Origin of the sequence: Bacillus sp. AF62 (assembly GCF_050312695.1) — a bacterium.
In the GTDB taxonomy this organism is placed as follows: Bacteria; Bacillota; Bacilli; order Bacillales; family Bacillaceae_G; genus Bacillus_A; species Bacillus_A cereus.
Map to the genome: position 1 here is coordinate 1 of NZ_JBNPJZ010000141.1, position 20,745 is coordinate 20,745.

Genomic DNA, 20,745 nt, shown 5'->3' on the forward strand with positions numbered 1-20,745 from the left:
TTTTAAAATGTATGCGGCACGTGTACTGCAATTGTTACAGAAGCGTTATAAAGAGGTGTCATCGAGTGGAAATGGGGCGATAAAAAATGATCGTATTGGGAATTGGGCTGTCAGTTTTGCTGATAGCCTTTTTGTTTATCCAGATGTATCCGTTCCACGAACAAAAATTAGAACAAAGAAAATATGATGAATATGAAATTTGGATCATTATTTGTACAGGGATATGCCTCTATGTATCGCATCATTTTTTACAAGAAAACACGTGGCAATGGGGATCGAAAATCATTGGAGCAACTTTTTTACAGGCTTTTCAATTGGATGTGTCGGAAAACAAAGTATATATGATTTTCAAGACAAAAAGTTTCCATTTCAGAAAAAATGACATTTCAGATTCGTTTGTATTTGATTATAAAGCAACTGTTAATAATTTTAAGTGTTGAATAAGATTACACTCTTTATTCGGCCTTTTAAGTAGTTTAAATGAGATTTTAGAGAAAAAGACCTGTGGTGTAATGTCAAGTAACGCTTTTGGAGAGTCAAGAGTTCAATGAATCATTTTTACTTAAAAAAGGCATTACGAAACTAGACCATTAATTATATGTAAATTAATGGAATTCAATAGAAAGGAAGAATGTCGCTAGACATCATCTATCAGCGCTCCTTCCGAACGCGTAAATTTGATTGTTGTGTAGTAGCGCATCCACCAAACGTACCAATTTTCTTGCGGTTAATACGAGAGCTCTTTTGTGTTTATGTTTAGGCACTTCTGCTGCTTTTTTTGCGTAGTAATCACGATATTCAGGGACATTACGTCTTACAGAGTTGGCGGCTTCAACTAAGTAATAACGTAAATATTGATTTCCTGCTGAGATAGGGATGTGTTTTCAGCAGTAAAGCGACCGGATTGATATTTTTTCCAAAATAGTCCTGCGTATTTGGCTATCTTGGTTTCATCTGTAAATCGTTCAATCTGGCCAATCTCAGCGACAATACCGGCTGCGAATACAGGACCGATACCTGGAATGCTTTCAAGTGTCTGAGGCAAGGTAGACATTAAACTTTCTATGCCTTTTTCAATCTCTTTAATTTGAGTTTGATAGGTACGCATAATCCGAATGGAAGTACTAAGCAGAAGATCAATAGAATCTTCTACGACTTTACTTAGACGATAGGATCCCTTGACAGCCTTTTGAATGGATTTGGCTACTTCCTCAGGATTCCCAAAACGGTTTCTTCCTTTTTCCTGAAGGAAAAGAGCTAGTTCTTGTAAAGGCATTTGTATGAGATCCTCTAAACTGAATTGTTCTAAAAATAATTCCATCATGGCATTTCCAAATACCGAAGAGTTAACATCTTGACTAAATTGACTACATTTCATACTTAAGTGTTGAAGAAAGTGTTGTTTTTCTTTTGTTAGAGCGTGTACGAGTTGATATCGAGAACGAGTTAGTTGTTGTAAGGCAATATATTGCTCTTCCTTTACAATGGACATCGTATGACGCCCAAAACGAACATAATCTGCAATGATAAATGCATCTATGGCATCTGTTTTATCCATCTCTGAATAGCTTTTTTTAAAGTTTGCAATTTGTTTTGGGTTAATCATGAACACTTGAGAACCGTAGGTTCTTAACTCTTTGTCATTGTGAAGAAACATAGCTGGGTGATAGCTATAAATGGATGTAGATTCTAGTCCAATTTTAATCGTTTTACAGGTAGACCTGGAGACTGTATCTAGTATCTTTTCTTTTAAGGTTATTGCTCCAGGTAAATCATTTGTAATGGTAAAAGCTTGTAAACGATCTCCGTCACCATTTAAAAAACAAACTTTTGCATCTTGAGAACTCACATCTAAACCGACAAATAATTTCCTAGGGAAACTCCTCCTTTCGTTTAGAATCATTAGAAATGTTCTCCTTGGACGCCCGGGGATATCCCTAGTGTGACCGCTGACCAACATCCTCGTGTATTAGAACTTTGTCCTTGTTTCAAAAGCCGCCCTAGCGCTACTAACAGCTAGGTTTGATACAAGGGGAACAACCTGTGTGTAGGAAGCATAAAGCGGACACTGGGAAACAGTCTTTCTTTGTAGTTATACCTACAAGGGGTGAAGGAATTGTCCCAAATGATCCTTAGTTTCATTATCTAGGAATATCCTCAGGCGTCCAAGAAAATATGACGCTAAATCTTCGCTTAAAAGAGCGATTAAAAAATAGTATACGAGGGGTGTGAGTATGATTTTTTTTAAGATTATTGCATATATTTTGCTAAGTATAGGAGTTTGTAGGCTTGTTTTGGCAGGAATAGCCGCTATGGTAAAGAAACAAATGATAATTGCAAATATAAATTTATTATTGGCCATGTATTATTTTTGTTCGGGAAGTTTTTGGTATTTGTGTAGATTATGGGAAACCAAGATATTTTCCTACAAGCATTTTTGATTGTAATTGTAGGAAGTGCGAACATTCGATTGAAAAAGGCTGGTATGTACTGCAAGAGCAAATGACAAATAAGAATGATTTATAAGGAACTTTAAAAAAAAGGAGTGAAGAAATCTTGATACATCAATATGAATTGAACTTTTCAGTGATATATAGCGGCAAGGTAACAGACTCACAATCTACGATTATTCCAGCAAGTTCTTTAGAGGAAGCAAATAAAAAATTACAATCGGAAGTAAAGCGACGATTAGGAAAATGTACTATAAAAGTGAATACGGCTAGTTTATGTGTTTCGGAGGATAGTCGGTATACACTTGAACAAAAATAAAAGGCGAAAAGTCTTGACAATGTTGAAATGAAAACGTTTTTCATGGTCCAGGTATATGTGCTTAAAGATATGTGGCTATTATTATGTGACAGTTGGAGAGCAATTTTAAAAATGATGATTTGAATGATTGAATTGGAGAAAAATTTAAATATATTGGACAATATTGTATGAATTTATGTATTGGCATTTTTGGTTGTATTTTGTATACTAAACATGAGTTTTTCTTACAGTAGGCAATCTTTCAGTTTCTATGAAACGTAACTAATCTGTTAATTATGTATGGTATCAAACAAGCTCTTATGTCAATGGATATAAGAGCTTGTTTGCATGTGTATCACTCTTTTATGTACAATAAAAGAAAAATATCTTATGAGATGGGGGAGAGGAAAACCCCTGTCCAGCCAACAATTAGTGAATTTGCGTTTTTAAACGCTATGTTACAAAATTCTTTAGAATCGCCTATTGTTTCCTTACAATTAGAAGACCCACACTTGCACCGAGAACATGAAGAAGATAAATTATCAATTTTAGATATTTCTGCAACATTAGATACTGAAACAAAGGTAAATATAGAAATTCAGCTAAATAATACTCATGATATGATTAAGAGAAGTTTATATTATTGGGGAAGGCTATACACATCCCAATTACAAAAAGGAATGCCATATAGTTTTCTTCATAAAACAATTACCATTAATTTATTAAACTTTGTGATGTTTCCAAAATATGAAGGATTCCATACAACAGGAGTCTTATGGAATCAACAACAACAGAAGGTATTAAGTAGGAATATCGAAGTTTACATCGTAGAGATTCCTAAACTCATGCAACAGTGGTGGAATGAACAAGTAAATCCCTGGAAAGATTCATTTGTTCGTTGGCTGTTATTGCTTCCAGCGAATGAGGATGAACAATTAACCCAAACATTGGAGGATATTGCGATGAATAAATGGGAACGTATGAGTCAAGATTCTTCTTTCCGACAAGCGTATGAAGCAAGGAAAAAAGCGTTGATGGATGAAGCCGCAAAGTTTGCCCATGCTCGTAATGAAGGAATTCAAGAAGGGAAAATACAAATGATTAAAGGTATGCATGAACTTGGCGTACCAATTGAAACAATTGCAAAAGCAAGTAAATTAAGTATAGAAGAAGTTGAGCTTATTTTGAAAGGAAATTCATAATAAACAACTAAGCTAGTAGAAGAGGATCTGGCGCAAAAATAGTGAGTTTATGAAAAATCATCCAATTAGTGAAGTAATCTAGTTATGGCTTTGAAATGTGTTGGAATCCTTTGCTTAGAAATCTCCCCTTTCACTTCTTTTAGAAGTGAAAGGGGAGATTTTAAAAATTACAATACTCATTAATTTGTCTATAACATAATTCTTTAATAGAAACTGTTTCATAATTTTTATACCAATCAGTAGTTTTTTCGATTGTTTCATAAATATCCCATCTTGGAAACCACTGTAATGATCTATTTGCTTTACTAATATCTAAATTCAATATTTTTGCTTCATAAAATGTGGTTTGATTATTTTCTAATTTCCAACTTCCTGAATATCCCCAATGTTGAAAAATTTTTTCAACCAATTCTTTAACAGTTATTCCATTGTGCGAATGGGGACCAAAATTCCATGCACCAGAATATTTGATATTTCCCTCTAATAGTTTTGAAGCTAATACTAAATATCCACTTAAAGCTTCTAATACATGTTGCCAAGGTCGTATAGCATTGGGTGAACGTACAATAATATCTTGTTTATCTTTAATGGCTTTTACTACATCAGGAATAATTCTATCTACTGCCCAATCCCCTCCTCCAATCACATTTCCGGCTCGAACTGTAGCAAGTACTTTCTGATGTTCCATAAATCGTTGTGTATTAAAATATGAATCGCGATAAGAAGAAATCAGTAATTCACAGCACCCCTTGCTAGAACTATATGGATCAATCCCACCCATAGGATCAATTTCACGATATCCCCAATCCCAATCATTATTCTGGTAACATTTATCACTCGTTACAAAGATTCCAATTTGGGGTTCTGAATACTTTCTCATTTCTTCTAATATATTTAGAGTTCCCATCACGTTAATACTATACGTATCTTTTGGATATTGATAAGAGTATTTGACTAAGGGCTGAGCAGCCAAATGGAAGATGATTTCAGGTTTATATGTTTCAAAAACATATTTTATTTTTTGCTCCTCCCTAATATCCCCCCTAATATCAATAATATCTTTTCCTATTTGTGACAAATTAAAAATTCCATTCTTGTGACCTGAGTCTAAAGATAAGCCTATTACCTTAGCTCCTAATTTAGTTAGCCACATTGTTAACCAAGATCCCTTAAAACCTGTATGACCTGTTATCAACACGCGTTTCCCTTTAAAAACATCACTTTTTATATATTCCATTTTATATGTCCCTTTTTATTTTTTAATATTACTTACATACCACTCTTGATTATTTTTATACCAATTAATTGTATTCTTAATGCCTTCTTCTAAAGAAACTACAACTTTCCAATTTAACTTGTTCTTAATTTTCTGAACATCAGATGTAACTTCAAGTCTTTCTTGTAATGAATATGGTATATGTCCATACAAAGGTTTCCTCTGAGAATTAAAATGCTGAAAAATTTTTTCAACAAAAAATTTTAAAGGATGTGTTTCACCACTTCCAATATTAAAAATTTCATTCTTTATACCTGTATTAGTAGCAGCCAATATCAAACCTGTAACAATATTTTCAATATAACAGTAATCCCGAGTTTGTGTACAATGAGTTAAATGTACTTCTTTATCCCGAATTAATTGTAAAATAATGTAAGTGAAGAGATTTTTTGACGAGGCTCCTTCTCCAAAAATATTAAATGGACGTAGTGTAACAATATTAATTTTACTTCTCTCTGCAATATGATGAGCAATTTGTGTCGCAGCTGCTTTAGTTATACCATAAATTTCTTGAGGATTTAATGGGGTATTTTCATTAATGGTATTTATTGTAACCCCATATTCTGAACTACTTCCTAAGTTTATTACTTTTTTGCATCCAATCAGCCTTACTGCTTCCATAATATTAGTTGTGCCTATAATATTAGTCTTAATTTTAGAAATACTATTATCCTGCAATGAATGTTCGGTATCCGCAGCTAAATGAAAAACATAATCCGGTTGGATCTGTTTTACTATTGTTTGAACTTCAACAGCATTAATAATATCTCCATTCCAGACTTGAATATTTTTTAATACTTTTTTTAGTCTCCATAAGTTTGCATGTTCTCTAGCCAATATAAATACATGTGCACCTTCTTTTAATAGCCGCTTTACTAAATGTGATCCTATAAAACCATGTCCACCGGTAATTAATATCCTTCGATACTTTAACGTATCATCCATTGTTTAATCCCTTTCTTTCGCATATCTATATTTTAGAATTTAAATGGATTTTTAGGTACATAACTTGTTGAAACCTGGGAATAAAATTGTGAAATATCTGTAGTTGCTAAAGTTTTTTGTAATTTTTTACTTGCACGATGAATTAATTTTATATATGGGGTATAAATATGTTGAAGGATATCAGACGTAAAACTTAAAGGCTCTTGGAACCAAATATCATACTCATATTTATTTAATAAGCGCATACTGCCAAAGTGATATGAAATTATTGGTTGATTATCTATATAAACTTGATTATCTTTTTGAGAAATTATATGATTATTGTTCATAATTACATTCCATGGTGCAACATTAACTCCTATATTATCAATTATTTTTATATTTCCAAATAAATTAGGGATTCCTTCTAAGTATTTCTGATCTCCCCAACTATTGTAATAAGCATCATAAGTTGTTGAACAGTTTTCTAAACATTTCATTTGCCACCAAGTTAAAATATCAAAACTATTCTTTTCTCGTTTAAAGCCTATAAGCCCCGCTTGATATATCCCAAAAGTACTTTCAAGTTCTGAGGACCCCCTTTGCCGGCACAAAAAAATAGAATATAAGCCCCACTCTTTTATTAATTCTGTTGGATCTGAGAAAAAACATTTATCAGCATCACAATAAATAATGTGATCCACTTCTCCATAATTTAATAAAACATATGAGCACAAATAAGGTTTTAATGTCCAGCAGTATTCCTGCAAACTTCGTGTGTTTTTTATATTTTTTAATTCTGCAGTCTCTACTTTTTTTATGTCAATTAATGTAACATGAGATAGAGACATTTTTTGTAAAATATCGTATACAGATTGGTCGACACAAAGTACCCATATATGAAAATTATTTATTTTATCTCCTAAAGATAAATAATATGCTAAAAATTGAAGGATATATTGTTTACTTACGATTGTTCCAAAAGTAAAGAAGGTATCATATTGGTCCATTTTTCTACGTAATTTTGTATAGCCATAAAAAGTTTTTGAGGTTATAATTTCTTTCTTACTTATGCATTGATTAAAAACATTTTCATTTCTTTCTTTCACATCTTTCATAATTTGACGTAGCGTCTCTAAATAAGGTATATATATATTGTTTTTAATGAACTTATTGATTTTTAAAGGGCTTAACGACCATAAATCGAATTGATTCTCTGAAAACGTTGATAAACAAGCAAAATGAAAAACTATTAATTTATGATTATTAATATATACATCTGTTCCTTGCTGGGTAAATTGATAATTATTATTGTAGATACAATTCCACGGGGCAGCATCCACACCTAAATGAGTTGAAATTTTAATATGATGAAAATATATGGGGATTTTATCTAAATATTTTTGGTCTCCAAAATTTTCTCCATTACGCTCCTGTGAGCAATCATTTAAACATTGTTCCTTCCACCACTTTAAACTTTTTCTACCATGAAAATTATTTTTAAATCCAATAAGTCCTGCTTGAAATTTACCAAAGACCTTCTCTACCTCTTGAGAATCCCTTTGGGGGCATAAATAAACTGCAAATTCTCTCCATTCATCAAAAATTGGTTGCGGACTAGAAAAAAAGAAGAGATCGCTATCACAATATAAAACCCTTGGAATATTGTATGTTCTAAATAAAAACTCCATAAATGGCGCCTTCAATGTCCAACAATACTCATTTATTTTCCGCTCTTTTTTTATCTTTTTTAATGTAGGATTTTCAAAACTTTTCACAGAAATTAACACTACATTTTTTAATTGCTTAGCTTCTAAAAATGAAAAGGTTAATTGATCCATACAACAAATAAAAAGATTGAATTTTTCTGAATGTTTTTGCAAAGATTCATATAAAGCTAATACTTTAAATAAATATTCTTTGCCTACAATAGTACAAAAATTCAATCCATCTATAATTATATTTGATGTATCCTCTGTTGCTGCTGAAACTTGAATAGTCCATTCGTCTTGACTCTGTTCTTCATCCTCTTCTATTGAAATAATGGGTTTTTGACTTTCCAAAATTTCATCTTGTGGATATTTTCTGTTTTTTTCAAACTCTGAAGAAAAATCTAGGAAAAATTTCTCCTTAAATTTTTCTAATAAACGTTCAATATAATTATTCATAGGTATTTGCTCCCCTTACTCAGGTATGCCACAATGTATTTGCTGTTATTAAATCTTTATAAGTATCAATAGATATCCATTTCCCATCATGATTGTATACAGCTAATTCTCGATTATCAACTAATCTTTGAAAAGGTTCTTCTTCTAAAACACAATCTTCATTTGTATCTAAATACTGAAAAATTTTTTTATCACAAACAAAGAAGCCGCCATTGATTCTATCTTTCATCACTGGTTTTTCCTGAAATTCTGTAATTATATTATTCGATGATTTTAATACACCATATTGATTAGTAGGAACTATTCCTGTTAATGTCATCGTTTTACCGGTTTCTTTATGAAAGTTTATTAAATCATCAATATTTATATCTGCTAAACCGTCTCCATATGTGATCATAAAAGTATCATCTTGAATATATTGTTCAATTTTTTTTATCCGAGCACCTGTCATTGTATCTACACCTGTTTCAACACATGTCACATTCCAATTCTCAATTTCTTCTAAGATATCAATTTGCTTCGAAGGAAGATTGAATTTACAATTTTTACATTTCCAGTAGTATTCAAAAAAATATTCTTTAATTTTATCTCCCTGATAACCCAATGGTAAAATAAAATCAGTATGTGCATATTTACTATACAAGTTCATAATATGCCAAATAATAGGTTTGTTCTGTATTTTAGCTAAGGACTTAGGTATTGATTTAGATAATCCATTCATTCGCATTCCTTTCCCGCCACATAAAATTACTACTTGCATTATTTATTCCTCCTCCCTATAAATTTTCTAATTCTATATTCAATTGTATATGTCTGTTTTCAAAAAAATTGTCTGTACAATAAACAAATAACTTAAACATTACCATGATAATTAAGAAATTTTAGAATTTTCAATGCAATAATTATTTAAGCGAAATTTTAAAGGTTTTTATTTTAAATATTTTCGTTAAAATTGTTAACTAATGGATATTTATATAATTATCCATCCGTTTTTAAAGAAAGCATTTTTTTATGTAAATTATAATTAACTATTTACTACACAGTACGTATTGATACATATGTAAAATTCAAAGGCAGGGGCGAAAAAGTACTACGTATGCTTACATGTTTGTCATGTGTAAACTAAATTTTAACCATAAAGAGCATCTCTAACAGGAAGTCCTATTGCTACACAAGACATGTGTGACAAGTATACATTTCTATTCGCGCATAAGTAGATAAGTGTAGAAATCTACATTTATACTCATACACAAGCGGAAAAGTATACTTATGTACATTTACACTCATATACTTTTCTTAAGGAAAGTAATATATTTTTATAAAAAGAAATATATTTAAAATATACACCTAATCATAAAAACTTTACGAATAAGTATACAATTACGTGCGTTGTTTGTAGATGATATATTATACGTGCCCATATCCGTATTTGATGTTTTATAGAGGGACAAAGCCAACTACTATATAGGATAAAAAATGTTTATTAGTGGGTTATGAATCTTTGCAAAAACAGGGAACATGCAACAAATAGATACATGTATGACCTGTGTAGATGTAAATCCAAATTTAGGGAATGAAATGGTTCTCATCAGTAAGAAATTGGATATTGTCTAACTGATGATCCGAAGGATATAAGAGTATGTATAAACACCTATATGATATACCACACAAAATATAAAATAAAAATATGTGTACTATTCTTATTTCGTCAGAACGAGTAGAAATGGAGAAAGATATATATTTCTCCATTTCTACTCGTTCGTTTTTTATTTTCACCAGAATTTTCAACAAGGACGTTTCTTCTCTTCTCTTTTGCCACTGTCAATTCCTTAGTTTCCTGCATAGCACGTACCATTTGGAGTAAACTTTTGTCTCGTATTTCCAACTTTTATTCAATGTGATCATGATGCTGTTTGATTTGTTCTTCTATGCGCCTGCTGCTCTTTTCTTCCTGTTCCCATAATTATTTTTCCATTTGTACTATACTCTAATCCATTTTTTGAGTGCTAACGTTATAGTGTTGATAAAGTTATTGTATGAACTGTGGGGTGAAAGAGGTTTCTTGTAATATTTTATGAGGCATCGCAGCTTTTTCTAACGTCATACTTACTAATTTCGATTAATTTTTCAATTACTATGACATTTTGTTCTGTGTCTTCTCTTCGGCTACCCGAATTTTTTTATTATAATTCCCTCTCGGTGCAGAATATCTATATATTTTCTAAGGGCACTATCACTGATATGTAAACGTTTGTATACTTCAAATAATCTCATCCGCCACTACAGCCTCTCCTACTGATAAGGTTCCAGGATGAATATGAAACTCCTACAAATCTAACGTTTTAACGGAATATTATAGTAAAAAACACTACATTTCTTCTTAAATAATATAGAATTAAAGATACATATACACGCATAGCTACAGGTGAACTACCCGCCACTTAACGTCCTAACGGACGGTTTGAAGTGGGGGCTTCTCGGTTAGTCGTTACTTTTGGTAGCTAACGAATTCGTCCTAAGACAGCCGAGCTAACGCCCTTGTTCCAAGGGTTATTTTATTGCTATCTATGCTAACGCCAATAGGCGTATTGCTTCATTTTTGATATTGGTAGCTGCGTTATAATCTCTATCGAGATTTACACCGCATATACAAGAATAGACTCGCTCAGACAATGACATATTTTTCATATTTCCACAACTGCTACATGTTTTTGTGGAAGGAAACCATTTGTCTATTTTCACAAGCTGTTTGCCTTGTTCATTTAGTTTATAAGCTAAGAAAGAAGTGAACATACCCCAAGCATTATCAGCGACGCTTTTTCCAAAATGAAGTGCTTGCGATATTCCCTTCATATTTAGATCTTCAATAGCGACAACATCAAAATGAGTAGCCAACTCTTTAGACTTATGATGAAGGAAGTTCTTACGTTGGTTTGCTACTTTTTCATGCAGCTTAGCTACACGGATACGTTGTTTATTCCAACGCCCTGAACCTTTTGTACGTCTTGATAATACTCGTTGAGCATTTGCTAATCGGTCTAACATTTCACGATAGAACTTAGGATAATTGGCTCTCTCATCCTCAGAACTGACGTATAATTGATCCATCGCAAAGTCTAATCCAACAACTGTTTCTACTTCTTTTTGTACGATCTCTTTTTCGTATTCAGTCAAAATGGACACATAGTATTTACCAGTAGGTGTCATAGAAATCGTACATGACTTGATTATATGGCCTTGTGGTATTTCTCTATGCTGTTTGATACGTACCATTTTCAGTTTTGGTAATTTGATATGACCGTTAAGCAACATAATATTTCCGTTCACTACATTCGTTGTATAAGACTGTCTTTCTTTTTTGCTTTTGAATGTCGGGAAGTCATTTTGACCACGAAAGAAATTTTTATAGGCTGTTTGCAAGTTTAGTTGAGCATTTGCCAAAGCTAATGAATCCACTTCTTTTAACCACTCAAATTCTGCTTTGTATTTCGCAGGAGTGGGAAGCTTTTGTTTCTTTAGTTGAACCTTATCATCTTTATGTTTTTGATACGCTTTTTTCCGTTCAGCTAACATTCTGTTATACACGAAACGTACACAACCGAAGGTTTTACGCATAAGACGTGCTTGGTCTTCTGTTGGATACAAACGGAATTTATATGCTTTATTCTGCTTTGTCATATCATTTCACCTCATTTTTCACTTTGATTTTCAATATATGTTTTTACTACGTCTATTGGCGAACCACCAGTAGTTAGCAAGCAAAAACTTCTTGACCAAAACGTCTCTTTCCAAAGTTTCTTTTTCACTTGTGGAAAGTCTCTTTTAATAAGTCGAGAACTTGCACTTTTATAAGCATTGATGAATTTTGTCATTTCTGTATTAGGGTGTGCCTTGAACAAAATATGAACGTGGTCTACATCATGATTCCATTCAACTACTGTGATGTTATGGTTTTCAGATAGTCGAACAAACATATCTTTTGCATAGTCTGACATATCATCATCAAACACATTTCTTCTGTATTTCACAACCAACACAAGGTGATAATACAACAAGAATACTGAATGATTATTACTATCTAATTTCATTTATATACCAGCCTTTATCATTTATAAGACTGATTATATCAGAGGTAAAATAAAAAAGAAAACCTTTTGGCTACGCCAAACCGAAATTCATCTCCCACCTACCGCTGGGCTACGCCCTTCACACGCTTGAGGAAGGAGAATTCTTTCGGGAAATTCGTTAAATCATTTTAAAAGAAAATGTTAACTATCTTGACCGCTAAACGTTTTAACGGAAAAGTTACAGTTTTTTATAAATGCTGATGTGACAAAATCTTTTAGTCCCCCATCCATCTCCAGATAAGAATGCGATTTTAAAAAGTGGTTGTACTTCATTTCAACTCATAAGGAAATAAAGGGCCTATCAGAAGGATTCCGTCTTACGGATACCTTTCCATATGTTCCTTTACTTCATGACTTTTAGCAAATGGAACAAGACTTAGTATGGACAACTTTATTTTGTTTTCTTCAACAGCAATGTTTTTTTGTTTTGTGACATACAATTATACATTGTTCTCCTTAGATTTAAAGAGTGGAGCACTGTTTTATTTTTTACCGAGTAAGTTATTTTTTCATAGTAAGAAGTTTGGCAGAGCATGTATCTATTACGAAGTGAATTTGTATTCAGTATATAGTGCAATATTCGTGACAACTGGTTTCATAACATTTTATGTATGTCGAACAAGTAAGATAGCTTTTGGCCCTCCTTTGTCCAAAGTCCATTAACTTCCCGTTTACTCACTGGACTGTGCCCTTCATGTTTATTGAGGAATAAATGTGAAGGGCTCAATCGGTAAAGTTGAACAGAGGTTAAATTAGGGGATTTTTTAAAGTAATAGATGTTTATTTAAGAAACTTTGTTGTTTTTTCATATAGTGTTTTTTGTATTTATATAACTTATCGATAAATTGAGCTCTATTATCATTAATGACATGTTCTCTTTCTATTATATAATCTAATAAGTTGTTTGTATTTGTTAGAATAGTGTTTTCTTGGTATTCAAGAGAATAGGCAAAATCGATTCCTTTTGAACGATATGCTAAATTAATAAATGGAGTAAGAGCAGCAGCTGAAAGGACATTTGCATGTAGTTTTAAATTAACGGAAAATTCACTACATTTTAACAAATTAAAAATTTGTGTGGATGTACATACTTCTGGAATAATCGTTATGGAATCAGACTTATATAAATCAAACTTTAATTTTTGACAATACGCAATGTCAATGTCCCACATAGGAAAAATCACAATATGATATCCTTTTTGTTGTAAAAATTTACAACATTCACTTAATTGCCCCGATAAATATACCTCATTATATCCAAAAAGTTTATTAAATGTAGTTCCCCAATTTACAGATACAATTTTATTAGCATTTTTCGGCAAATATTTTTCGATAATATAAGAATCTTGTTTAGGAGTATACGTTATAGCAGCATCACCTATTATATCAATATTTGTTAAATTTGGGTTGTAGGTTTTTAAGGAATGATAAGTGAGGGGACCTCTAACCCCAAGAAATTTAATAGATTTTATTATATTTATTATTTTTTCAAAATCAATATCTCTATTATTGAAAAACTGATTAGTTTCAATGTTTTTTTGTTGCTTATAATTATAAATAGATTGTTCAGTTAAATAATCAATCCCTGTTCCATAGCCAAAAACGGGAATATTCATTTTATGTGCTTCTTCTACCAAATTTAAAAATATATTACCTTGTAATAAAGATCCTCCACCCAGTATAACCATATCAAAAGGTGTGTCTTTATAAAATTCTTGAAGCGACTTTTTTTCATGTAATGGGAATGAAATTATTTTATATTTTTTTTTACTCCATTTCCTTAAGGATTGTTGGAATGCTTCATAACAAACTTCATCACCAATATTATTTGTTCCTAGATAACCAAGATATAAAAGAATCATTTTGTGTTGGACCTCCAAATGTAATTTGTTTAAATTTTAAAATCTTTTCAATTAAATCTATAAAGTAATCAACACGTTTTTCCACAGTATGATATTTAAGAATCATTTTACATCCATTCTTAGCAATTCTTTGTCCAAGTGTATCGTATGTTTTTAAAAATTTATAGCCTAATTCCATATAGTTACCTTCGTCTATACTAATAAAATGAACATTTGGGATAAAGCCAAGATCTTTTAATTCTTGGGATTCAGGAGCTAATAATAAAGTATTGGTAGCTAAAACCTCATAATATTTCATCAATGGATAGTGATAAATAGAATCACACGTAAAAAAAATTTTCGATTTATTAATTTTTTTGGCGTAGCGTTCTCCAACTATAAATTGTTGTTCATTGTAAGAAGAATGGTGGTAGCCTGGGTGATCATAGTATTTAAAATTTTCATGTTTTTTTAGTTCTTTTAACATCGTATCTCTTAAAGGATAAATTTCGGGGTGTACACATCCCATCATTAAAAAATCTATACTTTTGGGTTGGTTATAGTCTTTAAAAATTTCTGGATTGATATAGTGTGGAAACCAAATCATACGATTTTCAAATTCTTTATAGTTAGCTTTAAAAGCATCTCTATAATGTACAAATAAATATGGAATACAATTATTAATGATAAATTGTTTGCGATAATCAATTTTATAATGTAAGTCATGCATAATCATTCCTATAGGAATTGAACATGTGCTTAGATCAGTTATTTCTGGACATCTAGTAGGACGAAGGTCATTTAACAAAATAAAATCAGGAGGGCTTTTTAGTTGTGAGATAATTGTATGGATACTTCCTGGCTTCTCCCAAACTGTCACATCCATTTTCTTTTTTAAAGCCTGGATGAAATAAAAAGTATTACGTTCTAATCCCATGGACCAATCTTTAGTAACAAATAATAAATGGATTTTTTGCTTCACTAATTATAACCTCCTGTAACTTATTTATATAAAGGTATGTTTTGTGAAGTATACCTTTATATTCAATGAATTTTTAAATATTAGGAGCAATGGTCACTGTATAGGGAGAAAACTACAGTGAGCCTGCAATACGATTTACAGACCTATAGAAGGTAACATATATTTTTGTATTATTTTATTATTAATTTAAATAAGTAAAATTTTATGTTCTAAATTGGATTGTTATAGTATACATTATGGTATTTGTACGTGAGTGTTCTAGTGCAAATGTAAGGTTTTAATGAAAAAATCATATAGCAGAATGAGCCCCAAAAATATTTTATTTTTTATAGAGAGTAAGCTCTATACTTAAAAATGTAAAGGTGTAATTTTTCAAATGCATAAAACAAAGCGGGTGCCTTTTTAATTTCGTTTAGAAAATTTTGCAACAGAACCCTTAAGGTCAATGGAATATTTGATAAGATTTCTGGTTTAATCTTCGGAAAACATGAACAGTTTAACGATAATGGTACAAATAAAAAAACATATGAAATTCTATTAGAGATTTTAAAGGGTATTAACCTGCCCTTTATTCTCCATACTCATCCGATGTTAACTGTCTGTCCCAATTTGTATACCCTTACGAATGGAAGTCTAGAATATTTATCAACTTATGTAATCTAGTTACTCCATTTAATTTGTTATATATTTAGTGCGTGGCTAAAATTTCAGTTTACGGAAATACAATACATGTGGAGAGGGGAAATCCATGAAGAAGAATACGTTTACTTTTTTTGGGGTGACATTAGTCGGAATTATCGGGTTTTTATTTATACCAGTTGTACATGCTGGCACAGAAAAAACATTTCAACCAAATGATTTCTCTACGTATGGCTTGGGTTTAAAAAATATTAAGGTAAAAGAAGATGTACCCGAGTATACACCATCTACCTCTTATCTCACAAAACAAGAAGCAACTAAACAAAAACAACAAGGAATTCAAACCCCAAGCACTCTTCCCAATCACATCAATTTACGTGAATATTTTCCTGAAGTACGAAGTCAAGGGAAGTTTGGAACTTGTGTCCCATTTGCAATGACAGCTTTAAGAGAATATTATATCGCAAAAGATGCCGGGGCGCGTGGGACTGATATTACTTATTTGTCTCCTGCTTATATGTATTATCCAAATGGGCCTCATGATGGTATGTACATTGAAAATCCGCCCTTGAAGTTTTAAAACGAAGTGGTGTTCCCCCAGAAACAGAACGTTTATATGATGTAAATTCAGAAAATATAGAACAATTTAAACAACTAATAACCCCTACACAGAAAGAGAATGCATTACCATATAGAATCAGTGGTTATCAAGTCATACGCGAAACAAATATGGTACATAAAATCAAACAAGCACTGGCAAATCTAGATTCTGTTTTAATAGGTATCAACGTTTATCCTAATTTTGATGCAACGCCTACATCTGGAATTATACCACCTGTTACAGAAAAGAAATCCCGAGGGGGACATGCTCTAGTTGTCGTAGGGTATGATGAGACAAACCAATGGTTCATTGTAAGAAATAGCTGGGGAGTAAAATTTGGTGATCAAGGATATGCGTATATGCATTATCAGACATTATTAGATATGTCGAATAGTGTAGCGTATGTGATTAAGCCTACGCAAAAACAATATCCACCATTTGGTGTAAAAATGACAATGACAGATATAAATTCTTCAGAAATCCAATTCAATATATCAGCGAAAAATGCGACTTCATACGATTTGTATAAAAATAACAAAAAAATCCAGACCTTTACGACATCTACTATTACAGATTTAAATATTATACCGGAGAAATCTTATATGTATCATGTGGTAGCGAGAAATACGATGGGAGAAACTCGCGGCTATCCTTTGTCTATTTCAATTCCACCTATCATACCGATTAAACAAGCTAATTAATATATAACTACTCAGCTTAATTAGAAAAAAGGCATACTAAGTACATGTTTTTCATTCGAAAAATGAAAAAGAAAAGATTCCAATAAGAGAAAGAATCTAAATCAGATAGAGAATTTCTCTTATGAAGTTGTGTGATTCCAAGGAATCGTTCTGTTTTCTATAAACTGGCCTATTGCTCGTAAGATAGATTGTTTTTGTTTTTTCATGGTATTCATAAAAATTCGTATTTGACAAAAAAATTCTGCGCCTTTCTTACTTCGAAAAGTCCCAGATACCTTATGTTCAGTCACATTTATCTGGATTGGTAGTAAATTATACACTTGGCGAATGCGGTATCCTTTTACAGGTTGGTAGTGTAAGAAGCTGTTTAGAATATTTTTAATAAAATTGCCACACCTGCCAATAAGCAACTTTGTCTGCTATTTTCAAGCGTTCGTTCACAATTTTTCCAAAGTCTGCGGTAATTTTCCAACCAAGCAAAAGTTCGTTCCACAATCCAGCGTTTCGGTAATACGACAAACTTGTGAAGTTCAGAGCGTTTAATGACTTCAATCGAACAATTAATCGTTTCTTTGATGGATTCTGCAAAGGATGGACCCGTATATCCGCCATCACAAAGTATATTTGTCACTTTGTCTAATGTTTTCTTATGCCTTTCACACATTTGGATGGCACCCTCTCGGTCTGTTATATTCGCGGTTGTTACTTCAATCGCATGAATGAGACCGTTCGTATCTACAGCGATATGTCTTTTGATTCCTGACACTTTCTTTCCAGCATCATAGCCTTTTTCACCAGCTATCCATGTGTTTTTCACGCTTTGTGCATCTACGATGCAGAAACTTGTCTGATTCTTACGTCCATCTTGCTCACGATAGATTTCAACTAATTTTTTTATGCACTTTTTCGAGAAGACTTATGCCATTCTCGTCTACTTTCCGCCAAATCTGATAGTAGAAATAGACTGTTTGCCAGTTTGGAAAATCACTTGGAAGATTACGCCATTGGCAGCCTGTGGTAAGCACGTATAGCACACCGCAGAATACCTCATATAAATCGACTGTGCGTGGACGTGTCCTTTTTCGTGCGTTTTCCAAATCTTCTCGAATTAGTTCAAACTGTTCATGGGAAACATTACTTGTATAATTGTGTATCATAGAAAATATCCTTTTTTGTACAGATTATACCATAGATTCCAAACGGGTTCTAAGGACGTGTTACAACAAGTACAATGCGTAGGAGAATAGGTAATTGTATGGTCCGGAGTCGTTGCCAAACGAAGTGTATGTCCTTTGTGGCCCAACTGCCCACCGATTTGACGCTGGGATGATTTACGCAAACCACCTGTAGAAGGTGATTTATGACTATTTGTAAATTTTTTTGAAGCATGTTCTAGTTCTTGAATCTGTTTTTTTAACTTAGAAAATATTTCGTCAAGTAGAGACACGACAGCTTCAGGTCCTTGTTTATATGCATCTAAAATGATTTTTTTATCAACCATTCTATTCATCTCCTGATTTGATATACTCAGTATTTACAAATGAGAGGCGTATGAAACTAGTAAAAATCGAGTAGAGGGAAAATAAAGTAATTCATTTCCGCCCCTCTCACACCACCGTACATACGGTTCCGTATACGGCGGTTCAGTTTATATTACAGTGTGAACTTTTAGATAGCGTTCTAAAGAAGAAGGGACGCCCCTCTTCTTTAGTCTTTGATTTGAGATGGCTCTTTGAACGACTTTCGATAATCCTATATATCGGTAGCCCTTTCGACAGTAAGTTAACCCCTTCGCTTCTTCCTCCGGAATCCCTAATTGAACAAGCGATTTGATTTGTTTCTTCGGTATTTTCCATTTCTTTCAAATAATCACTCTAATTCTGGAGCGGAGCTTCTTATCTACTTGCTTCATAACGCCTTTCATATTTGCACTCCTGAAGTAATTTACCCATCCAAATATAACTTGTTTTAGTTTCAATATTCGATAGTCTAACGGAACACTCCAGTTTCGTTTTGTCAGTTGTCGAAGCTTTCTTTGAAATTTCTGTACTGAGATTGGGTGTGGTTTCGTTTGATATCTCCTATCCTTAGAGTTGTAATAATATCCAAATCCTAAAAATTTTAAATCTTCTGGTCGAGAGATTTTACTCTTTTCTGTATTGACTATCAAACCTAGGTTCTTTTCTATAAATCTCACGATTGATTTCATCACTCTGCTCGCCGCTTTCTCGCTTTTCACAAAGATAAGAGCGTCATCGGCGTATCTCACGAATTGGAGTTCTCTACTTTCGAGTTCCTTATCCAGTTCGTTCAGCATAATATTGCTCAAGAGAGGGCTAAGATTGCCTCCTTGCGGAGTGCCGACTGGTGTTTCTTCATATTTCCCATTCACCATAACCCCACTGACTAAGTACTTTCTTATGAGAGAAATGACATCTCCATCGCTTATTGTGTTAGATATAATTCGCATCAATTTATCGTGATGGACTGTATCAAAGAATCTTTCCAAATCAATGTCCACTATCCAATCATATCCGTCGTTCAGAAATTCCAAGCTTTTAACAATTGCCATCTCACAACTTCTTTTTGGTCTAAAACCATAACTGAATTCACTGAACTGCTTCTCAAATATGGGACTGAGTATTTGATGAATGGCTTGTTGAACGACTCTATCCACTACTGTTGGTATTCCCAGCTTGCGCATCTTGCCATTCTCTTTTGGGATTTCCACTCTTAAGGCAGCTTGTGGTTGGTATTTCCTTGTTCTAATGCGCTGACGTAGCTCGTCCTTATGCTCTTTCAGATATTGCTTTAGTTCTTCGACTGTTATACCATCAACTCCACTTGCACCTTTATTTTTATAAACGCGTAAGTAGGCTTCATTCATATTTTTGTTGCTTAAAATTGCTTCTAAGAGTTCCACACTCGTTTCTCCTTTCCCTTCACGTAGTAAGTGACAACTCCATTTTGATTATCCTTTGAGATACGCTCATACTTTCATCATTAACATATTCGGAGTACGTCACTTACGCATTCATGGCGTTGAAACACTATAAACTGTTCGGCCCTTCATGAATTTGTTCCACTACTATGGCTTCGGCTGACTTCTTGCGGTTAACCATTTTCGACTGTACTGTTAGTACATCCGCAAGATCTCCCAGGGTAAGGCAGCTATCTTTCCTCTTTTACTCGCCTGATTTACTCTACAAAGTTACGCACATCTTTTGGACTTTAACTTGTTTAGGAGTCTCATCCCTTTATAGAGCCTTCGTATCAGATTTCTGTTCGTCGAGCCAAGATTTTATTCCACGCTTCCTCCAGCCCTTACCTCACGGTAAGTACCTTGCGCTTCCTTAGTAGTTGGTCGATGCGTACCCCCACAGTGGACTTTCACCACCTAGATAGTTGCCATGCCTGGCACACTAAAAAAAGACACCGAAAGGTGCCTGAGTAGTTACAAAGTAAGATTAAATATATGAATAAAGATAAAATAAAAAAGATTGAAGAAATTAATTTCTTCAATCTTTTTTATACTT

Annotated in this window: 13 protein-coding genes and 9 pseudogenes; 8 read left to right on the forward strand and 14 right to left on the reverse strand. The window is 32.8% G+C overall.

The window, feature by feature from the left end; all coding sequences use genetic code 11:
• Positions 1-187 (forward strand): annotated as a pseudogene (locus tag ACQRBL_RS30165) (hypothetical protein); the annotation flags it as partial.
• Positions 144-382: pseudogene (locus ACQRBL_RS30170) on the forward strand (hypothetical protein). The pseudogenes ACQRBL_RS30165 and ACQRBL_RS30170, both read left to right, overlap by 44 nt.
• A 262-nt stretch (positions 383-644) precedes the next feature.
• Here the strand turns inward: ACQRBL_RS30170 and ACQRBL_RS30175 are convergent.
• Positions 645-1,903: pseudogene (locus ACQRBL_RS30175) on the reverse strand (IS110 family transposase).
• A gap of 331 nt (positions 1,904-2,234) precedes the next feature.
• Between ACQRBL_RS30175 and ACQRBL_RS30180 the strand changes: the two are divergent.
• The 3 genes and pseudogenes from ACQRBL_RS30180 to ACQRBL_RS30190 form a co-directional block, all read left to right on the forward strand.
• Positions 2,235-2,526, forward strand: a pseudogene (locus ACQRBL_RS30180) (hypothetical protein).
• Between the two features lie 30 nt (positions 2,527-2,556).
• On the forward strand, positions 2,557-2,769 hold the full coding sequence (locus ACQRBL_RS30185) for a hypothetical protein (protein ID WP_023523927.1): 213 nt from the start codon (positions 2,557-2,559) through the stop codon (positions 2,767-2,769).
• Positions 2,770-3,188: 419 nt separating this feature from the next.
• Positions 3,189-3,950, forward strand: a pseudogene (locus ACQRBL_RS30190) (Rpn family recombination-promoting nuclease/putative transposase); the annotation flags it as partial.
• A gap of 160 nt (positions 3,951-4,110) precedes the next feature.
• Here ACQRBL_RS30190 and rfbG read toward each other — a convergent pair.
• From rfbG to ACQRBL_RS30235, 9 genes are all read right to left on the reverse strand, one after another.
• Positions 4,111-5,187: a CDP-glucose 4,6-dehydratase gene (rfbG, locus tag ACQRBL_RS30195; RefSeq protein WP_411996648.1), complete on the reverse strand. Its 1,077-nt coding sequence runs from the start codon at positions 5,185-5,187 to the stop codon at positions 4,111-4,113.
• Positions 5,188-5,202: 15 nt separating this feature from the next.
• Positions 5,203-6,171, reverse strand: a complete 969-nt coding sequence (locus ACQRBL_RS30200) for an NAD-dependent epimerase/dehydratase family protein (RefSeq protein ID WP_411996647.1) — start codon at positions 6,169-6,171, stop codon at positions 5,203-5,205.
• A 32-nt stretch (positions 6,172-6,203) separates the two neighbouring features.
• Positions 6,204-8,318: a glycosyl transferase gene (locus ACQRBL_RS30205; protein ID WP_411996646.1), complete on the reverse strand. Its 2,115-nt coding sequence runs from the start codon at positions 8,316-8,318 to the stop codon at positions 6,204-6,206.
• Between the two features lie 19 nt (positions 8,319-8,337).
• Positions 8,338-9,078 (reverse strand): sugar phosphate nucleotidyltransferase, encoded by a 741-nt coding sequence (locus ACQRBL_RS30210; protein WP_411996645.1) that lies wholly within the window; start codon positions 9,076-9,078, stop codon positions 8,338-8,340.
• A gap of 948 nt (positions 9,079-10,026) precedes the next feature.
• Entirely contained in the window at positions 10,027-10,203 is a 177-nt protein-coding gene (locus tag ACQRBL_RS30215; RefSeq protein ID WP_411996644.1) for a DUF3967 domain-containing protein, read from the reverse strand.
• 680 nt (positions 10,204-10,883) lie between these two features.
• Entirely contained in the window at positions 10,884-11,996 is a 1,113-nt protein-coding gene (locus ACQRBL_RS30220) for an RNA-guided endonuclease TnpB family protein (RefSeq protein WP_411996643.1), read from the reverse strand.
• An 11-nt stretch (positions 11,997-12,007) separates the two neighbouring features.
• A complete protein-coding gene (gene tnpA / locus ACQRBL_RS30225) occupies positions 12,008-12,406 on the reverse strand; it encodes an IS200/IS605 family transposase (RefSeq protein ID WP_411996642.1) in 399 nt (132 codons plus the stop codon).
• 803 nt (positions 12,407-13,209) lie between these two features.
• Entirely contained in the window at positions 13,210-14,307 is a 1,098-nt protein-coding gene (locus tag ACQRBL_RS30230; RefSeq protein ID WP_411996641.1) for a polysaccharide pyruvyl transferase family protein, read from the reverse strand.
• Positions 14,270-15,268, reverse strand: coding sequence for a glycosyltransferase (locus tag ACQRBL_RS30235; protein ID WP_411996640.1), 999 nt, complete (start codon positions 15,266-15,268; stop codon positions 14,270-14,272). The genes ACQRBL_RS30230 and ACQRBL_RS30235 overlap by 38 nt, the downstream gene beginning before the upstream one ends.
• A gap of 435 nt (positions 15,269-15,703) precedes the next feature.
• Between ACQRBL_RS30235 and ACQRBL_RS30240 the strand changes: the two are divergent.
• The 3 genes and pseudogenes from ACQRBL_RS30240 to ACQRBL_RS30250 form a co-directional block, all read left to right on the forward strand.
• Positions 15,704-15,931, forward strand: a pseudogene (locus ACQRBL_RS30240) (LD-carboxypeptidase); the annotation flags it as partial.
• A gap of 85 nt (positions 15,932-16,016) precedes the next feature.
• Positions 16,017-16,487, forward strand: a complete 471-nt coding sequence (locus ACQRBL_RS30245; protein ID WP_411996639.1) for a hypothetical protein — start codon at positions 16,017-16,019, stop codon at positions 16,485-16,487.
• 41 nt (positions 16,488-16,528) lie between these two features.
• Positions 16,529-17,209: pseudogene (locus ACQRBL_RS30250) on the forward strand (C1 family peptidase); the annotation flags it as partial.
• A 119-nt stretch (positions 17,210-17,328) separates the two neighbouring features.
• On the opposite strand, the pseudogene ACQRBL_RS30255 reads toward ACQRBL_RS30250, so the two are convergent.
• The 4 genes and pseudogenes from ACQRBL_RS30255 to ltrA all read right to left on the reverse strand — a co-directional run.
• Positions 17,329-17,490: pseudogene (locus ACQRBL_RS30255) on the reverse strand (IS66 family transposase); the annotation flags it as partial.
• An 86-nt stretch (positions 17,491-17,576) separates the two neighbouring features.
• Positions 17,577-18,366, reverse strand: a protein-coding gene (locus tag ACQRBL_RS30260; RefSeq protein ID WP_411996638.1) for an IS5 family transposase whose coding sequence is annotated in 2 segments (ribosomal slippage) — positions 17,577-18,107 and positions 18,109-18,366 — 789 coding nt in all. Because the reading frame shifts where the segments join, the coding sequence is not laid out codon by codon here.
• Positions 18,367-18,407: 41 nt separating this feature from the next.
• Positions 18,408-18,710: pseudogene (locus tag ACQRBL_RS30265) on the reverse strand (IS66 family transposase); the annotation flags it as partial.
• 360 nt (positions 18,711-19,070) lie between these two features.
• Entirely contained in the window at positions 19,071-20,132 is a 1,062-nt protein-coding gene (gene ltrA, locus ACQRBL_RS30270; protein ID WP_411996636.1) for a group II intron reverse transcriptase/maturase, read from the reverse strand.
• Positions 20,133-20,745 lie beyond the last annotated feature (613 nt).

Coding starts and splice junctions, on each gene's coding strand:
- ACQRBL_RS30205 (WP_411996646.1), bottom strand. CDS start 8,318: ATGAATAATTATATTGAACGTTTATTAGAAAAATTTAAGGAGAAATTT.
- tnpA (WP_411996642.1), bottom strand. CDS start 12,406: ATGAAATTAGATAGTAATAATCATTCAGTATTCTTGTTGTATTATCAC.
- ACQRBL_RS30210 (WP_411996645.1), bottom strand. CDS start 9,078: ATGCAAGTAGTAATTTTATGTGGCGGGAAAGGAATGCGAATGAATGGA.
- ACQRBL_RS30245 (WP_411996639.1), top strand. CDS start 16,017: ATGAAGAAGAATACGTTTACTTTTTTTGGGGTGACATTAGTCGGAATT.
- rfbG (WP_411996648.1), bottom strand. CDS start 5,187: ATGGAATATATAAAAAGTGATGTTTTTAAAGGGAAACGCGTGTTGATA.
- ACQRBL_RS30200 (WP_411996647.1), bottom strand. CDS start 6,171: ATGGATGATACGTTAAAGTATCGAAGGATATTAATTACCGGTGGACAT.
- ACQRBL_RS30220 (WP_411996643.1), bottom strand. CDS start 11,996: ATGACAAAGCAGAATAAAGCATATAAATTCCGTTTGTATCCAACAGAA.
- ACQRBL_RS30230 (WP_411996641.1), bottom strand. CDS start 14,307: ATGATTCTTTTATATCTTGGTTATCTAGGAACAAATAATATTGGTGAT.